General features: G+C 73.1%; 17 protein-coding genes and 2 pseudogenes. 6 read left to right on the top strand and 13 right to left on the bottom strand.

The genetic code is table 11. The features are described 5' to 3' along the window. Positions 1-5: 5 nt before the first annotated feature. The 5 genes from ACH4UM_RS14415 to ACH4UM_RS14395 form a co-directional block, all read right to left on the bottom strand. Positions 6-302: a type II toxin-antitoxin system VapB family antitoxin gene (locus ACH4UM_RS14415; protein ID WP_004943146.1), complete on the bottom strand. Its 297-nt coding sequence runs from the start codon at positions 300-302 to the stop codon at positions 6-8. A 299-nt stretch (positions 303-601) separates the two neighbouring features. Next, positions 602-751 carry a hypothetical protein gene (locus tag ACH4UM_RS14410; RefSeq protein ID WP_398177834.1) on the bottom strand — a complete coding sequence of 50 codons (150 nt, stop codon included), beginning with the start codon at positions 749-751 and terminating at the stop codon, positions 602-604. A 54-nt stretch (positions 752-805) separates the two neighbouring features. Next, complete coding sequence (locus ACH4UM_RS14405; protein ID WP_398177832.1) at positions 806-1,159, bottom strand: hypothetical protein; 354 nt, start codon at positions 1,157-1,159, stop codon at positions 806-808. Between the two features lie 131 nt (positions 1,160-1,290). After that, entirely contained in the window at positions 1,291-1,965 is a 675-nt protein-coding gene (locus ACH4UM_RS14400; RefSeq protein WP_398177829.1) for an HdeD family acid-resistance protein, read from the bottom strand. A gap of 146 nt (positions 1,966-2,111) precedes the next feature. Further along, positions 2,112-2,714, bottom strand: coding sequence for an HhH-GPD-type base excision DNA repair protein (locus ACH4UM_RS14395; RefSeq protein WP_398177826.1), 603 nt, complete (start codon positions 2,712-2,714; stop codon positions 2,112-2,114). Between the two features lie 138 nt (positions 2,715-2,852). On the opposite strand from ACH4UM_RS14395, the gene ACH4UM_RS14390 reads away from it, so the two are divergent. The 3 genes from ACH4UM_RS14390 to ACH4UM_RS14380 all read left to right on the top strand — a co-directional run bounded on the left by ACH4UM_RS14390 (position 2,853) and on the right by ACH4UM_RS14380 (position 8,286). Then, positions 2,853-5,291 carry a penicillin acylase family protein gene (locus ACH4UM_RS14390; RefSeq protein WP_398177824.1) on the top strand — a complete coding sequence of 813 codons (2,439 nt, stop codon included), beginning with the start codon at positions 2,853-2,855 and terminating at the stop codon, positions 5,289-5,291. After that, positions 5,291-5,956: a GNAT family N-acetyltransferase gene (locus ACH4UM_RS14385; RefSeq protein WP_398177821.1), complete on the top strand. Its 666-nt coding sequence runs from the start codon at positions 5,291-5,293 to the stop codon at positions 5,954-5,956. Before ACH4UM_RS14390 ends, ACH4UM_RS14385 begins: the two co-directional genes overlap by 1 nt. A gap of 251 nt (positions 5,957-6,207) precedes the next feature. Next, a complete protein-coding gene (locus ACH4UM_RS14380; protein WP_398178634.1) occupies positions 6,208-8,286 on the top strand; it encodes a copper resistance protein CopC in 2,079 nt (692 codons plus the stop codon). 186 nt (positions 8,287-8,472) lie between these two features. On the opposite strand, the gene ACH4UM_RS14375 is transcribed toward ACH4UM_RS14380, so the two are convergent. Next, entirely contained in the window at positions 8,473-9,348 is an 876-nt protein-coding gene (locus ACH4UM_RS14375; RefSeq protein ID WP_398177818.1) for a DUF72 domain-containing protein, read from the bottom strand. 464 nt (positions 9,349-9,812) lie between these two features. On the opposite strand from ACH4UM_RS14375, the gene ACH4UM_RS14370 reads away from it, so the two are divergent. Together ACH4UM_RS14370 and ACH4UM_RS14365 are read left to right on the top strand one after the other, a co-directional pair. After that, positions 9,813-10,103 carry a hypothetical protein gene (locus ACH4UM_RS14370; RefSeq protein WP_398177815.1) on the top strand — a complete coding sequence of 97 codons (291 nt, stop codon included), beginning with the start codon at positions 9,813-9,815 and terminating at the stop codon, positions 10,101-10,103. Positions 10,104-10,115: 12 nt separating this feature from the next. Beyond that, positions 10,116-11,072 (top strand): DUF2637 domain-containing protein, encoded by a 957-nt coding sequence (locus ACH4UM_RS14365; protein ID WP_398177813.1) that lies wholly within the window; start codon positions 10,116-10,118, stop codon positions 11,070-11,072. A 15-nt stretch (positions 11,073-11,087) separates the two neighbouring features. On the opposite strand, the pseudogene ACH4UM_RS14360 reads toward ACH4UM_RS14365, so the two are convergent. After that, positions 11,088-11,498, bottom strand: a pseudogene (locus tag ACH4UM_RS14360) (HNH endonuclease); the annotation flags it as partial. A 484-nt stretch (positions 11,499-11,982) separates the two neighbouring features. On the opposite strand from ACH4UM_RS14360, the gene ACH4UM_RS14355 reads away from it, so the two are divergent. Beyond that, positions 11,983-13,218 (top strand): acyl-CoA dehydrogenase family protein, encoded by a 1,236-nt coding sequence (locus ACH4UM_RS14355; RefSeq protein WP_398177810.1) that lies wholly within the window; start codon positions 11,983-11,985, stop codon positions 13,216-13,218. A gap of 93 nt (positions 13,219-13,311) precedes the next feature. Here ACH4UM_RS14355 and ACH4UM_RS14350 read toward each other — a convergent pair whose 3' ends face one another. The 6 genes and pseudogenes from ACH4UM_RS14350 to ACH4UM_RS14325 all read right to left on the bottom strand — a co-directional run bounded on the left by ACH4UM_RS14350 (position 13,312) and on the right by ACH4UM_RS14325 (position 20,154). Next, entirely contained in the window at positions 13,312-13,908 is a 597-nt protein-coding gene (locus tag ACH4UM_RS14350; RefSeq protein ID WP_398177808.1) for a GAF domain-containing protein, read from the bottom strand. A 30-nt stretch (positions 13,909-13,938) separates the two neighbouring features. After that, positions 13,939-14,541 (bottom strand): GTP-binding protein, encoded by a 603-nt coding sequence (locus tag ACH4UM_RS14345; RefSeq protein WP_398177805.1) that lies wholly within the window; start codon positions 14,539-14,541, stop codon positions 13,939-13,941. Continuing rightward, positions 14,519-14,896, bottom strand: coding sequence for a DUF742 domain-containing protein (locus tag ACH4UM_RS14340; RefSeq protein WP_398177802.1), 378 nt, complete (start codon positions 14,894-14,896; stop codon positions 14,519-14,521). Before ACH4UM_RS14340 ends, ACH4UM_RS14345 begins: the two co-directional genes overlap by 23 nt. Positions 14,897-14,898: 2 nt before the next feature. Then, positions 14,899-15,327: a roadblock/LC7 domain-containing protein gene (locus ACH4UM_RS14335; RefSeq protein WP_398178631.1), complete on the bottom strand. Its 429-nt coding sequence runs from the start codon at positions 15,325-15,327 to the stop codon at positions 14,899-14,901. Between the two features lie 48 nt (positions 15,328-15,375). Then, positions 15,376-17,112 carry a sensor histidine kinase gene (locus ACH4UM_RS14330; protein ID WP_398177799.1) on the bottom strand — a complete coding sequence of 579 codons (1,737 nt, stop codon included), beginning with the start codon at positions 17,110-17,112 and terminating at the stop codon, positions 15,376-15,378. A gap of 317 nt (positions 17,113-17,429) precedes the next feature. Further along, a pseudogene (locus ACH4UM_RS14325) lies at positions 17,430-20,154 on the bottom strand (SpoIIE family protein phosphatase). Between the last annotated feature and the right edge of the window lie 101 nt (positions 20,155-20,255).

Genomic DNA, 20,255 nt, shown 5'->3' with positions numbered 1-20,255 from the left:
GGCGCTCAGTCCAGCTCGAGCACGCGGGCGTGCAGGACCTGGCGCTGCTGGAGCGCCGCCCGTACCGCGCGGTGCAGGCCGTCCTCCAGGTACAGATCGCCCTGCCACTTCACGACATGCGCGAAGAGGTCGCCGTAGAAGGTCGAGTCCTCCGCGAGCAGGGTCTCCAGGTCGAGCTGCTGCTTGGTGGTCACGAGCTGATCGAGGCGGACCGGGCGCGGCGCGACGTCCGCCCACTGCCGGGTGCTTTCCCGGCCGTGGTCGGGGTACGGCCGGCCGTTTCCGATGCGCTTGAAGATCACACGGAAAGCCTACCGGTCAGGACCTTCCGGGCGCAGCCTCGCCGCCGGAGTACGACGTTGGAAATGCAGCAGCAAACCAGGGCGAATCGGGAAGAGGTGCTGAACAGGGGCTGGATGAGCGACGGTGAATCCACCCCGAGGAGGCCTCGCCGGCCCCGGCGCCTTGTGCACAGGCTGTGGGCCGCGACTCGGCGTACGGAGACCCCGGACCGTGAGCAGCGGTGTGTCCGGGGTCCCCCGGCCCGCTCCGTGGGCACCCGGATCCGCTTCCTTCGGGGTTCGGCTGCCGTCCCTCCGGTTCAGCCGCGTTCGGGCTCTCCGGGTGCGGACGGCCGGGGTTCACCGGGCTCGGGGCGGCGGGCTTCCCACGGGCGGGTTTCGGGCGTGCTGCGGCGGACGGCCTCGGCGCGCAGGAGAGTGCGCAGGACCGCGTACGGGTCGCTGGGCATGGCTGTGGTTCCTTGGATCGTGCCGACGAGTGGACCGGGGCGGGCCGCTTTCCGTCAGCAGCGCAGGACCATGGAGCGCAGGGTGTGCCGACCGTGTGGGGCGCACTGCGCCGGGGCGGCGGCCTGCCGGCCCGCCGGCGCGGGCGCCGGGTCGGACAGCGGCGCGGGCCGCGGCGGCACGACGGCACGCCGGCCGTCCCGGGCCGGGGGCCGCAGCCCCGCGTCGAGGACGTCCTGTTCGGCGGAGGTCCCGCCCGCCTGGCCGGCCATCACGGTGACGGGCGCCGCGTGTGCCTCGGCGTGCACGCCCGGGACCAGCAGCGCGAGCGGCAGCACGAACAGCGGCACGAGCACCCGCAGGCAGGCACTCCGGCGCGCGGCGCGGCGGGCGTGCGATGCGGTGCTCATGGGGGGTCACCTCCCCGTGCCAGGGCGGCCGTTCATCGCGTCGGCCGTGAGAACCGCCCGCACGGCGTACCGGATGGGCGCCGGGTTGACGCTGCGCGGGGGCGGGAGCGTGGGCGGGTGCCGTTCACGGCTCACAGCGTGCGCGGGACCCGCGCGGCGTGGCTGCGGACGCGGAAGGCCGTGACGATCTCGACGACGCCGACCACGACGAGCCAGCAGCCGGCGAGCACGGTGAGCACGGCCACCGACTCCAGCGGTGCGTCGATCAGGACGATGCCCGCGGCGAAGGTGAGGACCCCGAGGAAGATCTGCCAGCCCCGGGCGGGTGCCGTCCGGTCGTGCACGGCGGCGATCGTCAGCGTGATCCCACGGATGAGCCAGCCCACGCCGATCCACAGGGCCAGCAGCAGGATCGACTGCATGGCGCCGCGGAAGCAGAACAGACCCAGCAGGATGAAGAGGATGCCGCTGGCGAAGGCGAGCACCCGCAGCGAGGTCGCCCGGTGGGTGCCGAAGGCGGAGACCAGTTGCAGCACTCCGGCCACGAGGAGATAGAGGCCGAACAGGACGCCCGCCACGACCAGCGAGGGACCGGGCCAGACCAGCACCACGATGCCCAGCACCAGGGAGACGGCGCCGGTGACCAGGACGGCCTGCCAGGCGGCACGGGAGAGAAGGTGCAGGGGACCCTCCAGCGTTCGCTCGTCGTGCGGTGGCGGGGCGTGCGGGTGGGGGTCCCGTGCGGCGTGGACGCGGCGGTCGTCGTACTCCGGGCCCCATGGGCCGCCGCTGGGTGGCTCGCTCATGGTCCATGCTTGGACCGGCCCCCGGCGTGCCGCCACCGGAGACGCGCCACTCGGCTGACGGCCGGGTCGGGGACGGCCGGGTCGCGCCACCAGGGTCCTGACGCCCGGGTCCTGACGCCCGGGTCGGGACGGCCGCGGCCGTCCCGTCACTTCCCGGATGGCTTCGCCGCCTTCGCCGCCTTGGCCGCCGCCTTCACCTCCTGTTTGTGTGCCCGCACCTTGGCCAGCGACTCGGGTCCGGTGATGTCGGCGACGGAACGGAAGGACTCCGGCTCGCCGTACGGTCCCGCCGCCTCCCGCCAGCCCTCGGGGCGTACGCCGAGCTGCTTGCCGAGCAGCGCGAGGAAGATCTGCGCCTTCTGCTTGCCGAACCCGGGCAGTTCCTCCAGCCGGCGCAGTAGTTCCCGGCCGCTGTCGACGTCCCGCCAGAGGGCCTCGGGGTCGCCGTGGTAGTGCTCGACGAGGTAGTGGCACAGCTCCTGGATCCGCTTGGCCATGGACCCCGGGTAGCGGTGCACGGCCGGTTTGTCCGACAGGAGCCGGACGAAGGTCTCCGGGTCGAACGCCACGATCTCGTGGGCGTCCAGGTCGTCGGTGCCCATGCGCCGGGCGATCGTCGCCGGCCCCTTGAACGCCCATTCCATCGGAATCTGCTGGTCCAGCAGCATCCCGATCAGCGCGGCGAGCGGACTGCGGCCGAGGAGAGCGTCGGCGTCGGGGTCCTGGGCGAGGTGAAGTGTGACGTCCATGTCCCCGATGATCGCCCGTCGGGCGGCAGGACGCAGCCGGGCGGCCCCGCGAGCCCCGGCATACGATGCATGCGAGGAGATTGAATTAGGTTAGCCTAACCTTATCTGGAGGATGGGCTGAAGTGAGGGGAGGGACTCGTGACCGCCGATATCTACCGCGACGCCTGGGGCATCCCGCACCTGCGGGCCGGCGGCGTCCTCGGGCTCGCCCGCGTCCAGGGCCGCGTCACGGCGCTGGACCGGGCCTGGCAGCTGGAGGTCGAACGGCACCGCGCGCAGGGCACCTCGGCCTCCTTCCTCGGCCCATCCGCCCTCGCCTGGGACGTCCTCGCCCGCCGCGCCCGCCTCGACGACACCGCCAGAGGCTGCTTCACCGCCCTGGAGACACAGGACCCGGAGACGGCGGACTGGGTCCGGGCGTACACCGAGGGGGTCAACGAGGGTCTCGCGGAGGGCGCCCGCCGCACCCCCGAGTTCGCCAGGACCGGCCTCGTCCCCGGCCGCTGGGAGCCATGGCACCCGCTCGGTGTCTGGCTCGGCACGCACATCCTCTTCGCCGGCTTCCCCGCCAAGCTGTGGCGCGAGCAGGTCGTACGCCATCTCGGCCCCGGGGCCGTCGCCCTGTTCGCCACCGACGGCCCCGGCACCTCGGGCAGCAACGGCTGGCTGGTGACCGGCGACCGCACGGTCACCGGGCAGGCGCTGATCGCCGGCGACCCGCACCGCTTCGTCGAGGACCCCGGCGTCTATCAGCAGATCCGGCTGGCCTGCCCGGAGTTCGACGTCGTCGGCCTCGCCGTGCCCGGTGTCCCCGGCATCGCCCACTTCGGTCACACCGGCACGGTCGCCTGGGCCATCACCAACGCCATGGCCGACTACCAGGACCTCTACCGCGAGCGGCTGCGCCGGACCGGCGCGGGGGTCGAGGCGCTCGGTCCCGACGGCGCCTGGCACCGCGCCGCCCGGCACACGGAGATCGTCGAGGTGGCGGGCGAGGAGCCGGTCGAGGTCGAGATCGTCGAGACCGACCGGGGGCCGGTGATCGCCGGCGGCCCGGACGGGCTGGAAGGGACCGGCGGTGCGGACGAGTTCGGCGGGCTCGGCTCGCCGAGCGGGAGCGGGAGCCGGAGCCAGAACCGGAGCCAGAACCGGAACCGGAGCCAGAACCGGAACCGGAGCCGGAACCGGAGCCGGAGCCGGAGCCGGAGCCGGAACCGGAGTCGGGGCGGGAGCGGGCCAGGGCTCGGTTTCGAGGGCGGGCCCGGCTCGCTGAGCGGAGGCGGGCGGGGCGGGGGCGCCTGGCCGACCGCGGGCGAATCCGGCGCTCATGCGTTCCCCGATGCTCCCGGACCCGAGGTCCCCGTCGCGCTCAGCCTCCGCTACCCGCCCCGCGTGACCGGCGACCTCGGCTTCGGCGCCCTGCTGCCGCTGCTGCGCGCCCGTCGCGCAGATGACGTGGACCGCGCCTTCGACGCCTGGGCCGAGCCGGTCAACGTCGTCCTGGCCGCCGACACCGACGGCGGTGTACTGCACCGGGTCGCGGGCCGGGTGCCGCTGCGCGCCGAGGGCAACCGCGTGCGCCTGGTTCCCGCCTGGGAACCCGGCCACGCCTGGCAGGGCTGGCACGAGCCGCCACGCGCCGGACTCACCGACGGCGTCGCCGTGATGGCCAACCAGCGCGGCCCCGCCACCCCGCTCGGCGTCGAGTTCGCCCCGCCGCACCGCGCCGACCGCATCCACGCGCTCCTCGGCGAGCGCGCCGAGTGGTCCGCCGCTGACATGCCCGCGATCCACACGGACACCCATCTCGCCTCCGCCGCACCGCTGCTCGACCACCTGGCGGCCCTGGACGACGGCCTGACCCCCGAAGCCGCCGGCCTCAGGGAACGCCTCCTGCGCTGGAACCGCCGTATGGACGCGGACAGCGTGGACGCGGGGGCGTTCGCTGCGGTACGCACGGCCGTCGTACGCCGGCTCGCCGCCCACCCGGTGTTCGCCCCGCTCGCCGAACCGCCCGCCTACCCGGAGGTCTTCCTCCCCTGGCTCGCCCTCCTCCCGCGCGTCGGTTACGCCCTCGGGAACCTGCTGGGCGCCGAGGCGCTGTACGGCATCGACCGCCCGGCGATCGTGCGGGCGGCCGTCGAGGAGGTGGCGGCCACCCGGTCGGCCGTGACCTGGGGCGACCGGCACCGCCTCGCGCCATGGCGGGCGCTGAGCGGGACGCCGTACGAGCAACCCGGGCCGCCGGATGCGCCGAGCCCGCCGGATGCGCCGGGCCCGCCCGATGAACCGGATGAACCGGGCCCGCCCGGCGAACCGGGCCTGGCCGGCGATCACGACTGCGTGCTGTGCACCTCGGCGGTGCCGGGGCTGACCGACCTCGCCGCGCGCGGCCCGGTGGCCCGTTACGTGTGGGACCTGGCTCGCCGTGAGGACAGCCGCTGGGTGGTGCCGTTCGGCGCCGACGGCGTCCCCGGCGCGCCCCACCACCGCGACCAGCTTCCCCTGTGGACCGCGGGAGACCTCGTCCCGGTCGTCACCGACTGGGCCCGTCTGGAGAAGGAGACCGGCGACTGATGCCCGAGCCGTACGAGTCCGGCCGCGAGCGCACCCGCGAATCCGGCCGCGAGTCTGCCCACGAGCCTGCCCGCGAGCCCGTGCACGAGCAGGTCGTCGACGGCTTCGGCACCGTCCGCGTCCTGCCCCTGGACCCGTACGCCGACGCCGGGACGGTCCACCGCTGGGTGAGCGAGGAACGCGCCGTCTTCTGGGGCATGCGGGGCCTGACGCAGGAACAGGTGGCCGAGGTGTACGCCCACATGGCGGGCCTCGACACCCACCACGCCTTCCTCGTGGAGAAGGACGGCACACCGGCCGCCCTGCTGCAGACGTACGAACCGCGGGCCGACCGCGTGAGCGAGTGCTACGAGGTCCGCTCCGGTGACATCGGCATCCACCTGCTGCTGGCACCGGCCGGCCCGGCCGGCGACCGGCGGGGCTGGACGTCCGCGCTGCTGGGCGTCCTGCTGTCGTACACACTGCTGGGCCTGGACCGTCGCCGGGTCGTGGTGGACCCGGACGTCCGCAACGGCAAGGCGGTCGCCCGCTTCCTCCGGCAGGGTTTCGAACGGGGGCCGGCCGTCCTCCTCCCGGCAGTCGACCTGCCCGACGTCCTGCTGCCCGAGAAGCGTGCCCAGCTGGCCTTCCTGGCCCGGGAGACGGCCTTCCCGGCCGACTGCTGAACCGGGCGCACCCTCCCCCCGTGCTGCGGTGCTGCCGTGCCGCGGCAGTCACATCCCCATCACCCCGTGTCCGTCCACCCCCGCGGTGAGTGATGCACCGCCCGCGTGCGTACCTTTCCAGAGGCCGGCAAGTCCCAAGACGGAGAAGTGACGTGACCCTACGGCGGTGCGAAGGGCATGGGTGTGACGGCGGTGCGCGCGGCGGGCGCTCCGGCGAACCGCGCGGGCGGCGACTGCTCCGGTGGCCGGCACTGCTCGGCGCCCTGCTGGTCCTGATCCTGCTCGGCGGTGCCGGACCCGCCTCGGCCCATGCCGCGCTGCGCTCCGGCGACCCGGCCGACGGGACCGTGCTCAAGTCCGCGCCCCGCTCCCTCACGCTGACCTTCACCGAGTCCATCGGCCTGCTCGACGGCTCCTTCCGCCTGTTCGACCCCGAGGGCCACCGGGTGCACACCGGCGAGGCGCAGCACGCGCCGGGCCACCCGGACACCGCCCGGGTGGCCTTCCCGGCCGGTCTGGGCGAGGGCACCTTCACCGTGGCGTGGCGGGTGGTGTCGGCGGACAGCCACCCGGTCTCCGGCGCCTTCACCTTCTCGGTCGGCAAACCGTCCGCGACGGCGGCCGCGATCGACACGGGCCGGGCCGAGGACCCCACGACCGGCAGCCTCTACGACCTCGCCCGCTATGCCGCGTACGGCGCCGCGGCCCTGCTCATCGGAACCGCCGCCTTCGCCCTGCTCTGCCGGCCGCCGGACACCGGCCCGCTGCGCCGGCCGCTGGCGGCGGGGTGGTGGGCGCTGCTGGCGGCCACGGTCGTTCTGCTGGTGCTGCGCGCGCCCTACGAGACGGGCACGGGCCCGGCGTCGGCCTTCGGCCCCGGGGCCCTGTCCCGCACCCTGACCGGCCGCTCGGGCCTGGTCCTGCTGGCCCGCCTGGCCCTGCTCGCGCCGACGGCCGTCTTCCTCGTACGGCTCTTCGGGCGCCGGGACGGGGAGGCGGAGCGTGCGCGTGCGGACCGCGGGCCGTCGCGCCCGGCTCTGGTGGCGGGCGCCGCCCTCGCCCTGGCGCTCGCACTGACTTGGGCCGCGTCCGAGCACGCCTCGGCCGGCATCCAGGTTCCGCTGGCGATGACGTCCTCGGTACTGCACCTGCTGGCGATGGCCGTGTGGCTGGGCGGCCTGATGGCCCTTCTGGCCACGCTGCACCGGGCACCGGCGACCGCCACGGGGCGGAACAAGCCGACAGGCGGCACGGGCGGCGCGGGCGGCACGGGCCGCGCGGTTGGCATGGACGGCATGGAGGGCATGGAGGGCACGGAGGGCACGGACGGTGCCCGGGCGCCGTCCGGCGCGGGCGGCGCCCGGCTTCCGGCGGTCACGGCCGATGCCCCCGGGCCCGCGGCGGCCCCCGTCTCCGTGACGGCAGCGGCTCCGGGCTCCGCGACCGCAACAGCCGACGTCTCCCAGCCGCCGGCGACCTCGGCCGGCGCCGGGCCCGGGCTGACGCCGGCCGTCGCCCGTTTCTCACGGATCGCCTTCGCCGCAGTCAGCGTCCTCGTGGTCACCGGTGTCTACCAGTCCTGGCGCGGGCTCGGCTCGTGGGCCGCGCTGGCCGACACGGAGTACGGGCGGCTCCTGCTGGCCAAACTCGCGGCCGTGGCCCTGCTGCTGGCCGTCGCCGGTCGTTCGCGGCGCTGGACGGCCCGGCTGGTGACGGCAGAGGCGGAGGCCGCCGTACGGGGCGGGATGCGGAAGCCGGCGGCGCGGGAAGGGGCCCAGGAGCCGGTCGGAGGGGCGCCCACGCCCACGGCGGAGGAACCCGCCTGGTCGGCGGCGCCGGACGCCCACCGTCGCCGGCTGCGCCGCTCGGTTCTGGCCGAAGTCGCCGTGGGGATCGCGGTACTGGTGGTCACCACGGTGCTGACCGGCACACTGCCGGGTCGTGCCGCCGCCGAGGCGGCCGAGGCGGGGCCCGTGGCCGGCGGGCCGGGCGCCTCCGTCACGGTGATCCCGTTCGACGTCGGCACCACGGGCGGCCGCGGCAAGGTTCAGATCACCCTGGAGCCGGGCCGCGTCGGCCAGAACGCGGTGGAGGCCGTGGTCTTCGGCCCGGACGGCGGTCTGGCCACCGTTCCCGAACTCCGGCTCTCCCTCTCCCTGCCGGCCCAGCGGATCGGCCCGATCGACGCCCGGCTCACCGACAAGGGCGGCTACTGGGGCACCGACTCCCTGAACCTCCCGATCCCCGGCACCTGGACCATGAAGGCGACGGTACGGGTCTCGGAACTGGACCAGGTCAGCGAGTCGAAGACGGTCCGGATCCTGCGCTAGTTGTACTCGGCCGGCAGGAGAAGCGGCCGAGCGGACCGGGCGGCCGAGCGGGCCGGCGGGCTGGTTGAGCGGGCCGGCGGGCTGGTTGAGCGGGCCGGCGGGCTGGTTGAGCGGGCCGGCGGGCTGGTTGAGCGGGCCGGCGGGCTGGTTGAGAGGGCCGGCGGGCTGGTTGAGAGGGCCGGCCGGCTAGTTGAGAGGGCCGGCTGCGTGGCCGAGCGGGCCGCGGCCGTCCAGCAGCGCGCGCATCCGCTCGGCGGCCCGGACCGCCGCGTCACCGCAGCAGTTGTTGAACAGGACGTGGAGCCGCTCCACCCGCCCGGCGAGAGCACGCAGCCGGGGCACCCATTGCGCCAACTCCCCGTCGGCGTAGTCGTACCGGAACCGGTCCTCCTTGCTCCCCGTGCCCCACGCCGTGCTGCGCCCGTGGAAGCGGACGACGGACAGCCGGGGCGAGGTCACCGGAGTGACGGGCGGGATGGAGGAGGGCAGCGTCTGCACCATGTCCACGGCGACGGCGGCGAACCCGAGGCGGCGCAGCAGGGCGGCGGTCGCGTCCGCCTGCTCCTCCCGCCACCACGCGGGATGCCGGAACTCCACGGCGACGGGCCACTTGGCGGTGCGCTCGGCGCACTCCGCGAGGAACGCGCCGGCCCGCGCCCCCGGACGGAACCACGGCGGGAACTGGAACAGCACGCTGCCCAGCCGCCCGCCGCGCCGCAGCGGCCCGATTCCCTCGGTGAAGCGCTCCCACACCGCATCCAGCACCGCGGGCCCCTCGCCGCGCAGCTCCCCGGGCAGCGCACCGCGCCGGGCCGGATGTCCGGTGAGCAGCGAGAAGGCCTTCACGTCGAAGACGAATCCGTCCGGCGTCCGCTCGACCCACAGCCGGCTGTTCCGCTCGCTGGGCAGGGCGTAGTAGCCGGAGTCGACCTCGACGACCGGCAACCGGCCGGCGTAGTACCGCAGTCGCCCCTCCGCGTCCCGTGACCCCACCGGATACCACCCGCTGCGCACCAGCATCGGATCCGTCCACGAACACGCACCGACCAGGATCTCGCCCATGGCGGGCGGTTACCCGGATCGCGGCACCTCGTAGCACGCATACTCCGTAACCTCGCATATTCGGTTGCGTTATGCCGGTATCACGCTGCCGGGCCCCGGAGAGAATAATGTGGAATGTCACTGTCTGGACGTTGATCGTGTGTGCCTCCGGGTGTACCGTCTGGTCAATTTTCGTACCGCCGTACCAGTGCAGGATGTGGCGGGTCGATACCGCGGAATTGCGTCGTCGTCGGCATATGGTAGACGTGCTGCAGCGCAACTCTCGCCCGTTTCAGGTCGTCGACCCGATTCCCGAGGAGCTCTCGGCCCCGGCCGAGTGAGGGGCGCGCTCCGGCCGCCCTGCGCGGCCGCCCATCTCGTCGGCTAGACGGACGAAACATCCGATCGCACATATACGGCTGGTCGGGGAATTCCTTCACCCGTTTGCCGCGCATCCGGGGAAGTTGGGCGGCGTTAGTCGGGATATGACTAAGGCAACCAGGGAAGGGTACGCACGTCTGCTCGGGGATCGAGACCGGGAGGACGCGAGTGCCGGACGCGCGGTGGCGCTGGGCCCCTACACCTACTTTCCCGCCCCGGTGCACTCGCCGGTCAGCATCAGCGGCACCCTGACCAGGGGCGGACTTCCGGTCCCGCTGAAGGTGACCGAGCCACTGCTGCGGGATTTCCTGGACTCGATGAGCGCGCTGGAGGCCGATCTCGCCCGCCGCTGGGTCCGTGCGGCGGGCCGGCCCGCCTTCTCGGGAGCGGAATAGTCGGGTCGCGGCATGTACGACGAACGTATTGACCGCCGTTCTGGATATTCCACCGACTATTCGGGCGATTATCCGAGTGACTCGAACGAGTACCACGAGGCCGGCACCGGTCGGCACCGTGCCCCGAACCCCTTCTTCTCGGCTCCCCTGGTGCCACCCGACTCGGCCTGGGACCCCGCCGAGGAATTGGCCTTCATGCTTCAGGACGCGATGGAGGAGGCTCAGCGGCCGCATATCCCGATGGTCCGCGAAGAGCCTTCGGCCGCCGCGTCCGACCCCGGTTCCACCCTGGAGAACCTGCAGGAGATCACGGCGGAACTCCCGCCCATCAGAGAGGTCTCCCGCGGCCATCGAAAGGTCCGGGAACGCAGACCCCTGTCCGGTATCCGCACCGCCAGCCATCTCATTGCCGCGCTGGCCGCGGTGATCGCCTCCACGGTGAGTTTCTTCGGCGGAATGGTTGCCTACGATCCCCTCCGCATCGTGGCCGTCGCGCGTATGGAGAACGGCGTCGCGTCCTGGTGGCCCCTGCTGGTCTACGGCCCCTGGCTGGTCGCCTCGCTGTCCGTGCTGCGGGCCGCCCTGCACCAGCGCCGCGCCGTCCACTCCTGGTGCGTGGTGCTGCTCTTCTCGTCCATCGCGATGCTGCTGTGCGTCGTCCAGGCGCCCAAGACCATCGTCGACGCCTCGGCGGCCGCCCTGCCGGGCCTGGCTTCCCTGGCCTGCTTCCAGCAGGTCGTACGCCAGATCACCCTCACCCGACCACCGCGCCGGACGTCTCCGCGGCACCGCCTGGGCCGGGTCGCGCCACCGGACGCCCTCACGGACGACACGGCACCGTCCTCTCCCCCGTCTTCCGTACGCCGTCCGGCTTCGTCTGCTCCGTCGCCGTCTTCGTCGTCGCGCTTCTCCTCGCGCCCGTCGTTTTCGTCGTCGCACTCCTCCACGCGCCCGTCGTCGTCCCGGTGATCCTCCGGGGGCCGGTCAGGCGGCGGTGGCGGGGCGCGGGGCGCCGTGGAAGACCTGGCTGGTGTGCCAGGAGCGGTGGTCGGCGGCGACCGGACGGGTGCCCGGCCGGGGGCCGGTGAGCGGCCGGCCGGCGAGGGCGAGGACGTGGTCGCGGGCGGCGGGACTGCTGCCGGCGAAGCGCTGCGACACGAGGACGCGGTGACCGTCGCCGACGCCCAGGACGCCCTTGACGAAGAGCCTGTGGTGCAACGAGCACAGGCACATCCCGTTGTCGACGGCGTCCGGGCCGCCGAACGCCCACCACCGCACATGGGCGGCCTCCAGCCCGACGGGCACCGCGCCGATCCGGCCGTCGTAGCCGCAGAAGGCGCACCGGTACTCGTAGGCGGTCAGCACCAGTTCCCGCATCCGCGGGTCCCGCTCCTGCTCCACTGCCTGAGCCCCGCCGCCCGTTCGAGCCAGTCCATGACCGGGGATCGTAGTGCCGCCGCCGGGCCCACCGGGGCGCGCCGGCGCACGGCGATGGCCGATCTGCGCCGGTGGACGTCCTGGATGTGCTGGAACCGGCCCCTTATCGGCCAGACGGAACGTGACCGGTTGTCGCCGGATGCCACTGCCTGGCCGCCGGGCAATTGCCTGGTGGGCAGGCCAGGTGTTGGTAAGCGACAGAGCGTGTCCAGGCTTGAGCGGTATCTCTCCGTAGTGTGTGCGGGTGACGCAACTGCCGTTCCATAACGTGCAGTTGAGACAGATCGCAAGATGCCGTGTTTCGGCCAACATCGGAAGGCGATCTTGGCTGAGATGGATCGATAAGTAGACACTGTTGCGGGCGGACAGCCCGGGCGAGAACCACTGCCGACGAACGACCTCCGGATCCGGCCGGACTCGGAGGCAGCGTGCAGGAGGGGTTGTGGAACGCTATTTCACCAGTGGATGGCACGAGGACCTGCGGGGTCGCGTGCGCGAGTTCGCCGAGCGGGAGGTGCGTCCGCGGATAGCGGAGATGGAGACTTCGCGAACCGTGGCGCACGAGTTGTCCGGGCTCATCGCCCGGCAGGGCTGGATCGGTGTGACCATCGGCAAGGAGTACGGCGGGATGGGGGCCGGGCACCGGGCCAAGACCATCACCATCGAGGAACTGGCCCGCGTGAGCGGGGCCATGGGGGCCATGGTGCAGGCCTCCCAGCTCGGAGTCGCCAAGATCATCCACTTCGGCAGCCCGCTGCAGAAGAGAACGTGGCTGCCGCGGATCGCCGCGGGCGAGTGCCTGCCGACGATCGCCGTCACCGAGCCGGAGTCGGGCGGTCATGTCCTGGGCATGGGCAGCACCGCCGTCCGCGACGGCGAAGACTACGTCCTCAACGGCCGCAAGGTCTTCGTCGGCAACAGCCACGTCGGCGACCTGCACGGGGTGGTCGTGCGCACCGGTGAGGGGTCCAGGGGACTGTCCGCCTTCCTCGTCGAGTCCGACCGCCCCGGCTTCTCGCTCGGCGAGCTGCGCCCCGCCATGGGGCTGCACGGCTTCAGTTTCGGCGAGCTGATCTTCGACAACTGCCGGGTGCCGGCGGCGAACCGGCTCGGCGAGGAGGGCCAGGGCCTGGCCGTCGCCTACTCGTCGAGCGTGCTCTACGGCCGGCCCAACCTGACCGCCGTCTCGCTCGGCATCCACCAGGCCGTCTTCGAGGAGACCACCGCCCTGTGCATCGAGCGCGAGCGGTACGGCGCACCGCTGGGCGAGCTCAACAGCATCAAGCTCAAGCTGGGCAGGATGAAGTCACGGCTGATGACGGCCCGGCTGGCCGCCTACCACGCCGTGCACCTGCTCGACCAGGGGCTGCCGTGCGACGCCGAGTTGATGAACGCCAAGTTGCTCAACCACGAGTCCGCCGTCGACTCGGCGCGCGACGCCATGGAGATCCACGCCGCGAGCGGCCTGTTCACCGACCGCCCGGTCGAGCGCTATCTGCGCGACGCCCACCACGTCTACGCGCCCGCCGGCACCTCCGACATCCAGCTGCTGCGACTGGGCGAGGTCGCCCTCGGCACGGCCAGGGGCCAGTGGTCCGAGCGGCTGTCCGGCCTGGTCCGGACCGTTTGGCCGCAGGCCCGGGAGGAGCAGCTGGAGACGGTCGGCCGCGCCGGCTGAACGACAGGGAGCCACGGACACAACGCCGTGCCCGCGGCTCCCGCATCTGGTCCACGCTCCTCGCCCGGCACGGGGCGAGCCGCCCGGGTCCGCTCAGAACCCGCCCCGGTCCTCCAGCTCACGAATCCGGTCGACCAGTTGCTGCGCCAGCGACTTGATGGTCGCCAGGCCCTCCCGCCCCCACGGATGGGTGTCCGTGTCCACGACACAGATCGTGCCCAGGGCCGTTCCCGTCTTCCAGTCGATCAGTGGCGCGCCCATGTACGAGCGGATGCCGATCTCGTCCACGACCCGGTTCCCGGCGAACCGCGGGTAGTCGCAGACGTCCTCCAGCACCAGCGCCTTCTTGCGCACGACGACATGCGGGCAGTAGCCCTGGTCGCGCGTCATGGTCCGGCCGACCTGGTTCTGCTGCTGCGGCGCCGCGTCCAGCTGCACCCCCGGCCGTCCGGCCGCGTAGAGGCCGGCGAAGTACTGGCGGTTCTCGTCGATGAAGTTGACCATCGAGAACGGCGCGCCGGTGACGTGCGCCAGGTTGCGCGCGAACTCGTCGAACTCCGGGACGGGCGCGTCCCCGATGCCGAGTTCGCGCAGTCTGGCCACCCGGGCGGGTGCGTCCCGGTCCTCGGGGGTCAGCAGCAGGTGGCTGGTCGGGTCGTACTGGTGGTCGTAGGGAACCGGGGCTGACATGCAGGCTCCATTCGGTCGCGCCGAGCCGGCTCAGCGCGACGGGTCGGGCTCCACGGGCGAGGTGCCGGGAGTCGAGGTGAGCAGGTGCTGGACGAGGGCGATCAACACGCCGGTTCCGGAGTTGCACTGCCGCGCGTCGCACATCACGACGGGTACGTCGGGCTTGAGGTCCAGGGCCGTGCGGATCTCTTCGGACTCGTAGTGATAGGCGCCGTCGAACTCGTTGACGGCCACGATGAAGGCGATGCCGCGCCGTTCGAAGAAGTCGACGGCGGCGAAGCAGTGGTCCAGTCTGCGGGTGTCCGCGAGCACCACGGCGCCCAGCGCCCCGTTGGACAGCTCGTCCCACATGAACCAGAACCGCTCCTGCCCGGGCGTGCCGAACAGGTACAGCACGTGGTCCTGGTCCAGCGTGATGCGGCCGAAGTCCATCGCCACGGTCGTCGTCGACTTGTCCTCGATGCCCACCAGGCTGTCCGTGCGGGCGCTGACCTGGGTCAGCAGCTCCTCGGTGCTCAGCGGCTCGATCTCGCTGACCGCTCCGACGAACGTGGTCTTGCCGACCCCGAAGCCCCCGGCGATGAGGATCTTCAGGGCGGTGGGGAAGGGGTCAGAGCCGCTTGCGAAGGCCACGCAGCACCGCCTCCAGGAGGTTTCGGTCGGTCGGGGAGGCCGCCTCGACGGCACGCGGCGCCCGGGTGGTGAGCGCCTTGTGCGTCACGAGGTCGGAGAGCAGAACTTTGGTGATCACGGCCGGCAACCGCAGATGGGCGGCCACCTCGGCGACCGAGACGGGCGCGTCGCACAGCGCCAGCACCTGGTCGTAGTCGGGGCCGAGATAGGTCTGCGGCCGGTTGCCGGTGGCCATCACCAGGGTGAGGAGGTCGAAGTGGGCCGAGGGCCGGGTGCGGCCGTTGCTGACGGCGTAGGGCCGTACTAATCGCCCGGCCTCGTCATCGAGCCACGACCCGTCCTCCGCGTCCGTCATCCTCAGCGCCTCGGGTCCATCGACGCACCGGCCGGCTGCTGCCGGGCCGGGGTGGCGAGGTACGGGCGGACACTCCTGACCAGCATGGCCATCTCGTAGCCGAGCACGGCCGCGTCGGCCTCCCGGTCGGCCAGTACGGCCAGGCAGGCGCCGGAGCCGGCCGCGCACACGAACAGCAGCGCGGTGTCCAGCTCGACCACCACCTGCCGTACGTCGGACCCCTGCGCGAACTGCATGCCCGCGCTGCGGGCGAGCGAGTGGAGTCCGGACGCGAGGGCGGCCAGGTGTTCTGCTTCGGTTGCCGTCTCGAGCCCGTCGAAGGCCTTCGCGAGTCCGTCGGAAGACAGCAGCAGCGCGCTGCGGGTGTGGGGGACCCTCTGGACGAGTCCGGCCAGGAGCCAGTCCAGGTTCTTGGGCTGGCCGGCATGCATGTCGCTCACGGTGGCGTTCTTCTCCTTGTTACGAATACGGGCCTGAGGTCAGCGAGTGCTGTCGGTGGGGGGACCGTCGGGTTCGGTGTCGGCGAGGCCGACACCGCGGCGGAAGCTGGCCATCAGTCCCGGGTCGTGCTCGACCTCCCGGTCCTCGGCCTGGCGCGGGACGGGACCGTTGCGGAGCTCCGGCACCAGGTGCTCCTGGGCGCGCCGCTGCGGCAGCCGGGGCCGCTCGTCCCGGGAGCCGCTGTCGAGGTGGGACCCCTGGGCGGCGCCGGGCCCGGCGCCGTGGAGAGACCCGTGGGCGGGGCCGTGCGTGGCTCCGTGGGCGGCGCCGTGCGCGGACGCGTGGCCGTGCGGTGCCGTCGCCTCCGCGCCCCGGGCGTGCTGCTGCGCCGGCGCGGACACCGGCGCCGGCGCCGACGTGGACACGGTCCGGGCCGGCGGCAGCGGCTGGCGCGGCGCCGACTGCGTGGTCACGGGCTGGGCCGGGGCCGCTTGGGGGGCCTGGTAGTGCGCCGCGGTGGCCTGGGCGGGACGGGGGGCGCCCGCGGCGGCCTGGGCCGAATGCGCGGGCGCGGGCTGGTAATGGGCCGGGGCGACCTGGGTCGCGGGGGCCTGGGCCGCGGGGACCGGGGCCGGCCGGGGCGCCTCGGTGGCCGGCTGCGCGGAGGGCTCGGCCGGCTCGTCGCCGATCAGGCCGCGCGGGACGACCAGGACGGCCTGCGTACCGCCGTAGATGTTGGTCTGCAGCCGGACCGCGATGCCGTGGCGGCGGGCCAGCGCGGAGACCACGTACAGGCCGATGCGGCCGTCGGCGAGCAGCTTGCCGAGGTCGATGTGGTCCGGCTCGGCGAGCAGCGCGTTGATCCGTGCCTGTTCCTGCAGCGGCATCCCCAGGCCGCGGTCCTCGACCTCGATGGCCAGCCCGGCGGTCACCCGCTGGGCGCGCAGCAGGACCTGGGTCTGGGGCTCGGAGAACATCGTCGCGTTCTCGACCAGTTCGGCCAGCAGGTGGATGACGTCGGCGACGGCGTGGCCGCGCAGCGTGCCCTCGATCGGCGGCACCAGCTTCACCCGCGAGTAGTGCTCGACCTCGGCGATCGAGGAACGCAGGACCTCGGTCAGGGTCACCGGGCGGGTCCACTGCCGGCGGGAGACCGAGCCGCCGAGCACGGCGACGTTCTCCGCGTGGCGGCGGATGCGGGTGGCCAGGTGGTCGACGTGGAAGAGTCCCTTGAGCAGTTCCGGGTCCTCGACCTCGTTCTCGAGCTGGTCGAGCATGTTGATGGCACGGTGCACGAGCGACTGCAGCCGGCGGGCGAGGTTGACGAAGACCTCGACCTTCTCCTCGCTGTCCGGCGCGACCGCGCGGGAGGACTGTGCCGTCTGCACCAGCGCCGTCCGCGCCTGCCACATGCCGACGCTCAGCTCGTAGGCGAGCCGGCCGAGGACGTCCGCCGGGGGCGGGGCGTGCTGGGTGAACGGCAGCTGCTCCACCTGCTCGCCCTGCTCCAGCCGCCGCAGCACCTCCTGCAGTTCGGCCTGGCCGGTGGTGACCACCTGGCGCAGCGCCGCGTACCGCCGCGACGTCTCCCGCTCCTCGGCGCGGCCGGCGCGCGCGGCACCGGCCAGCACACCGCAGCCGAGTACGGCGCCGCTGGTGAGCACGGCCCAGGTCGCCGCGTCGGCGGTGCCCTCCTGGGTGCGCAGGACGAAGAGGACGACAACGGTGGCGAGGACCGCCATGAGGGCCGCGGGAAACACGGCGACGCGAACCATGTGGGAGCGAATGGCCGAATTCGTCGGCTTGTCCTGAGCCGGGGGTCTTGCGTGTCTGTTACGTGACGAGTTCGTGGCCGTCACCCGACCGGGCTCCGAACGCACTGCGTAAGTCGGGCTTTCGGGCATCGGAGTCCTCTCGGTCAAGCAGCTCGGACACACGGCGCGCAGCGCGGACCAACCATCAACACCGGTATGGAATCAGTCAGTTAATACGACGGCCACCCTACGACACGCTCCTCAATGCGGCGTAATCGCGGCATCACAGGAGGGAACCCGCGGCCCGCCGCAACGACGCCGGGGGCGGCTGCCCGGGGTCACATCGTGGGGTCGCCGAACTGCTCGAGGAGGATGTCGACCGGGGTGTGGGCCGGGGCGGCGGACACGCCGTCGTGCAGCGTCTGTTCGGCCCAGATGACCTTGCCGCGGGGCGTGTACCGCGTTCCCCAGTGCTGGGCGTACTGCGCCACGAGGAACAGCCCCCGGCCGCCCTCGTCCATGGTCGCCGCCCGCCGCATCCGCGGCGAGGTGCTGCTGGCGTCCGCCACTTCGCAGATCAGGCAACGCCCGTACAGCAGACGGACGCCGACCGGCGGCGAACCGTAGCGGATCGCGTTCGTGACCAGCTCGCTGAGGATCAGTTCCGTGGTGAAGCCGACCTCCTCCAGCCCCCACTTCCGCAGCTGCTCCCTGCACCGGCCGCGCACCGAGGGCACCACCGCCGGGTCCGCCGGCACCTCCCACTCGGCCACGTGCGAACCCGCGAACAGCCGGGTGCGCGCCACCAGCAGCGCGATGTCGTCGGCGGGGTGCGCCGGCTTCACGGCATCGATCACCGCCTGGCACGTCTCGTCCGGGGCACGCCCTCCGGCTCCGGCCAGTGCCGAGCGCAGCGCGTCGAGACCCACGTCGAGGTCGCGGGTGCGGTCCTTCACCAGGCCGTTGGTGTACAGCACCAGTTGCGAGCCCTCCGGCAGGTGCAGCTCGGCCGTTTCGAAGGGGTAGCCGCCCAGTCCGAGCGGGGCCGAGGCGGGCACGTCGGGGCACCAGACGGTGCCGTCCGGCAGGACCACGACCGGGCTGGGATGTCCCGCGCTGGCGATGGTGCACGCTCCGGTCGCCGGCTCGTAGATCGCGTACAGACACGTCGCCCCCGTCACCCCCTCCCCCTCGTGGCTCTCGGCGGCCTCGCCGACGCTCTCCTCGTCGTCCATGCGGGCGACCAGGTCGTCCAGGTTCCCGAGCACCTCGTCCACGGGGAGGTCCAGCGTGGAGAAGTTGTGCACGGCGGTGCGCAGCCGCCCCATCGTCGCCGCCGCGTGCAGCCCGTGACCGACGACGTCGCCCATCACCAGCGCCACCCGCGCGCCCGGCAGCGGGATGACGTCGAACCAGTCCCCGCCCACCCCCGCCTCGGCCGGCAGATAGCGCCAGGCCACCTCCAGCGCGTCCTGCTCCGGCTGCCCCCGTGGGAGCAGGCTGCGCTGCAGCGTCACCGCCATCGCGTGCTCGCGGGTGAACCGCCGGGCGTTGTCCACGGCCACCGCCGCCCGCGCGGCCAGCTCCTCCGCGAAGGACAGGTCCTCCGGCTCGAACGCCGGGGAGTTCCTCGTCCGGTAGAAGTTCGCCACGCCCAGCGACATGCTCCGCGCCCGCAGCGGCACGGTCACCAGCGAGTGCATCCCGCGTTCCAGCGCCCTGCGGGCCCGGTCCGGATCCTGCTCGCGCCAGCCGCGCGCCTGCCGCAGGTCCGCCTCCAGCACACCCCGCCCCTGCCGCATCGCCAGCATCTGCGGGGTCCCCGGCGAGAAGGTGATCACTTCGTCCAGCGGATACAGCGGCATCATCCCCTGCTCGCCACCGATCGCCGCCCGCCGCAGCCGCCGCCATCCCTCCGCCGTCGGCTCCCCCCCCGCGCAGCACCGAGTCCAGCAGATCCACCGTGACGACGTCGGCGAACCGCGGCACCGCCGCCTCGGACAGCTCCTGGGCCGTGCACCGCACATCCAGCGTCGTCCCGATCCGCGTTCCGGCCTCGTACAGCAGCTTCAGCCGCTCCCGCGCCATCTCGGCCCGCCCCGACACCGCCGCCAGCTCCGTGGTGTCGCGCAAGGTCACCACGCTGCCGCCCCGGCCCCGGTCCGGGAAGGTGGGCCGCTTGTTCACCGCCAGCAGCCGGTCCTCCGCCAGATGCACCTCGTCGGTGATCGCCTCCCGTGACGCGAGCAGCCGCGTGATCTGCTCCGGCAGCCCCAGCTCCTGCACGGGGGAGCCCCGGGCGTCCTCCGGCAGACCGAGCAGCCGCCGCGCCTCGTCGTTGGCCAGCACCAGACGCCCCTCGGAGTCGGTGATGAGCACACCTTCGCGCACCGCGTGCAGAACGGCGTCGTGGTGCTCGTACATCTCCGCGAGCTCCGCCGGGGCCAGGCCGTGCGTCTGCCGCAGAAGCCGCCGGGCCACCAGTGTCGTCCCGGCCCCGGCCAGCAGCAGCGCGGCCGCGCCGGTGCCGAGGGCGATCGGCAGCTGCGGCACCCACAGCCGCGCCACGTTCTTGACCGTGAGCCCGGCGGAGACCAGCCCGACGATCCTGCCGCGCGCGTCGGTCACCGGGACCACGGCCTGCACGTCCGTACCACGTCCGGCCGGCAGGGGCGGTCCACCGGCCTGTTCCACGACGGTACGCCCGTGCAGGGCCGGTTCGATGGTGCCGACGAACTTCTTCCCGATCTCGCGCGGATAGGGATAGGTGTACCGGATCCCCTGGGTGCTCATGGCGACGACGAAGTCCACGCCCGCCTTCCTGCGGGCCTCCTCGGCCCGCGGCTGCAGCAGCGCGGTCGGGTCGGGGCTCTGCAGGGCCCGGGCCACCCCGGGGGCGCTCGCGAACGACTGGGCCGCGACGACGGACTCCCGCCGTCCCTGCCGCAGAGCGTCGCGCGCAGCCTGGATCACCAGGGCCGCCACCGCGGCCAGGACCAGCAGCAGCACGATCACGACCTGGAGAAGGAACACCTGCCCGGCCGAGGTGCGGCGGTCGAGCAGGAGCAGGCTCCGACCGCGCGAGCGTCCGGCGTGCGGATCACGCAACCGAGTCCGATATCGCCCGAAAGGCACCTTCACGTACCCTTCATAACACTCCCGGG

The sequence above is a fragment of the Streptomyces sp. NPDC020801 genome (genome assembly GCF_044334385.1).
Lineage (GTDB): Bacteria > Actinomycetota > Actinomycetes > Streptomycetales > Streptomycetaceae > Streptomyces.
Note: the sequence above shows the minus strand (reverse complement) of the source record. Positions and strands in the feature narration are given on the sequence as shown.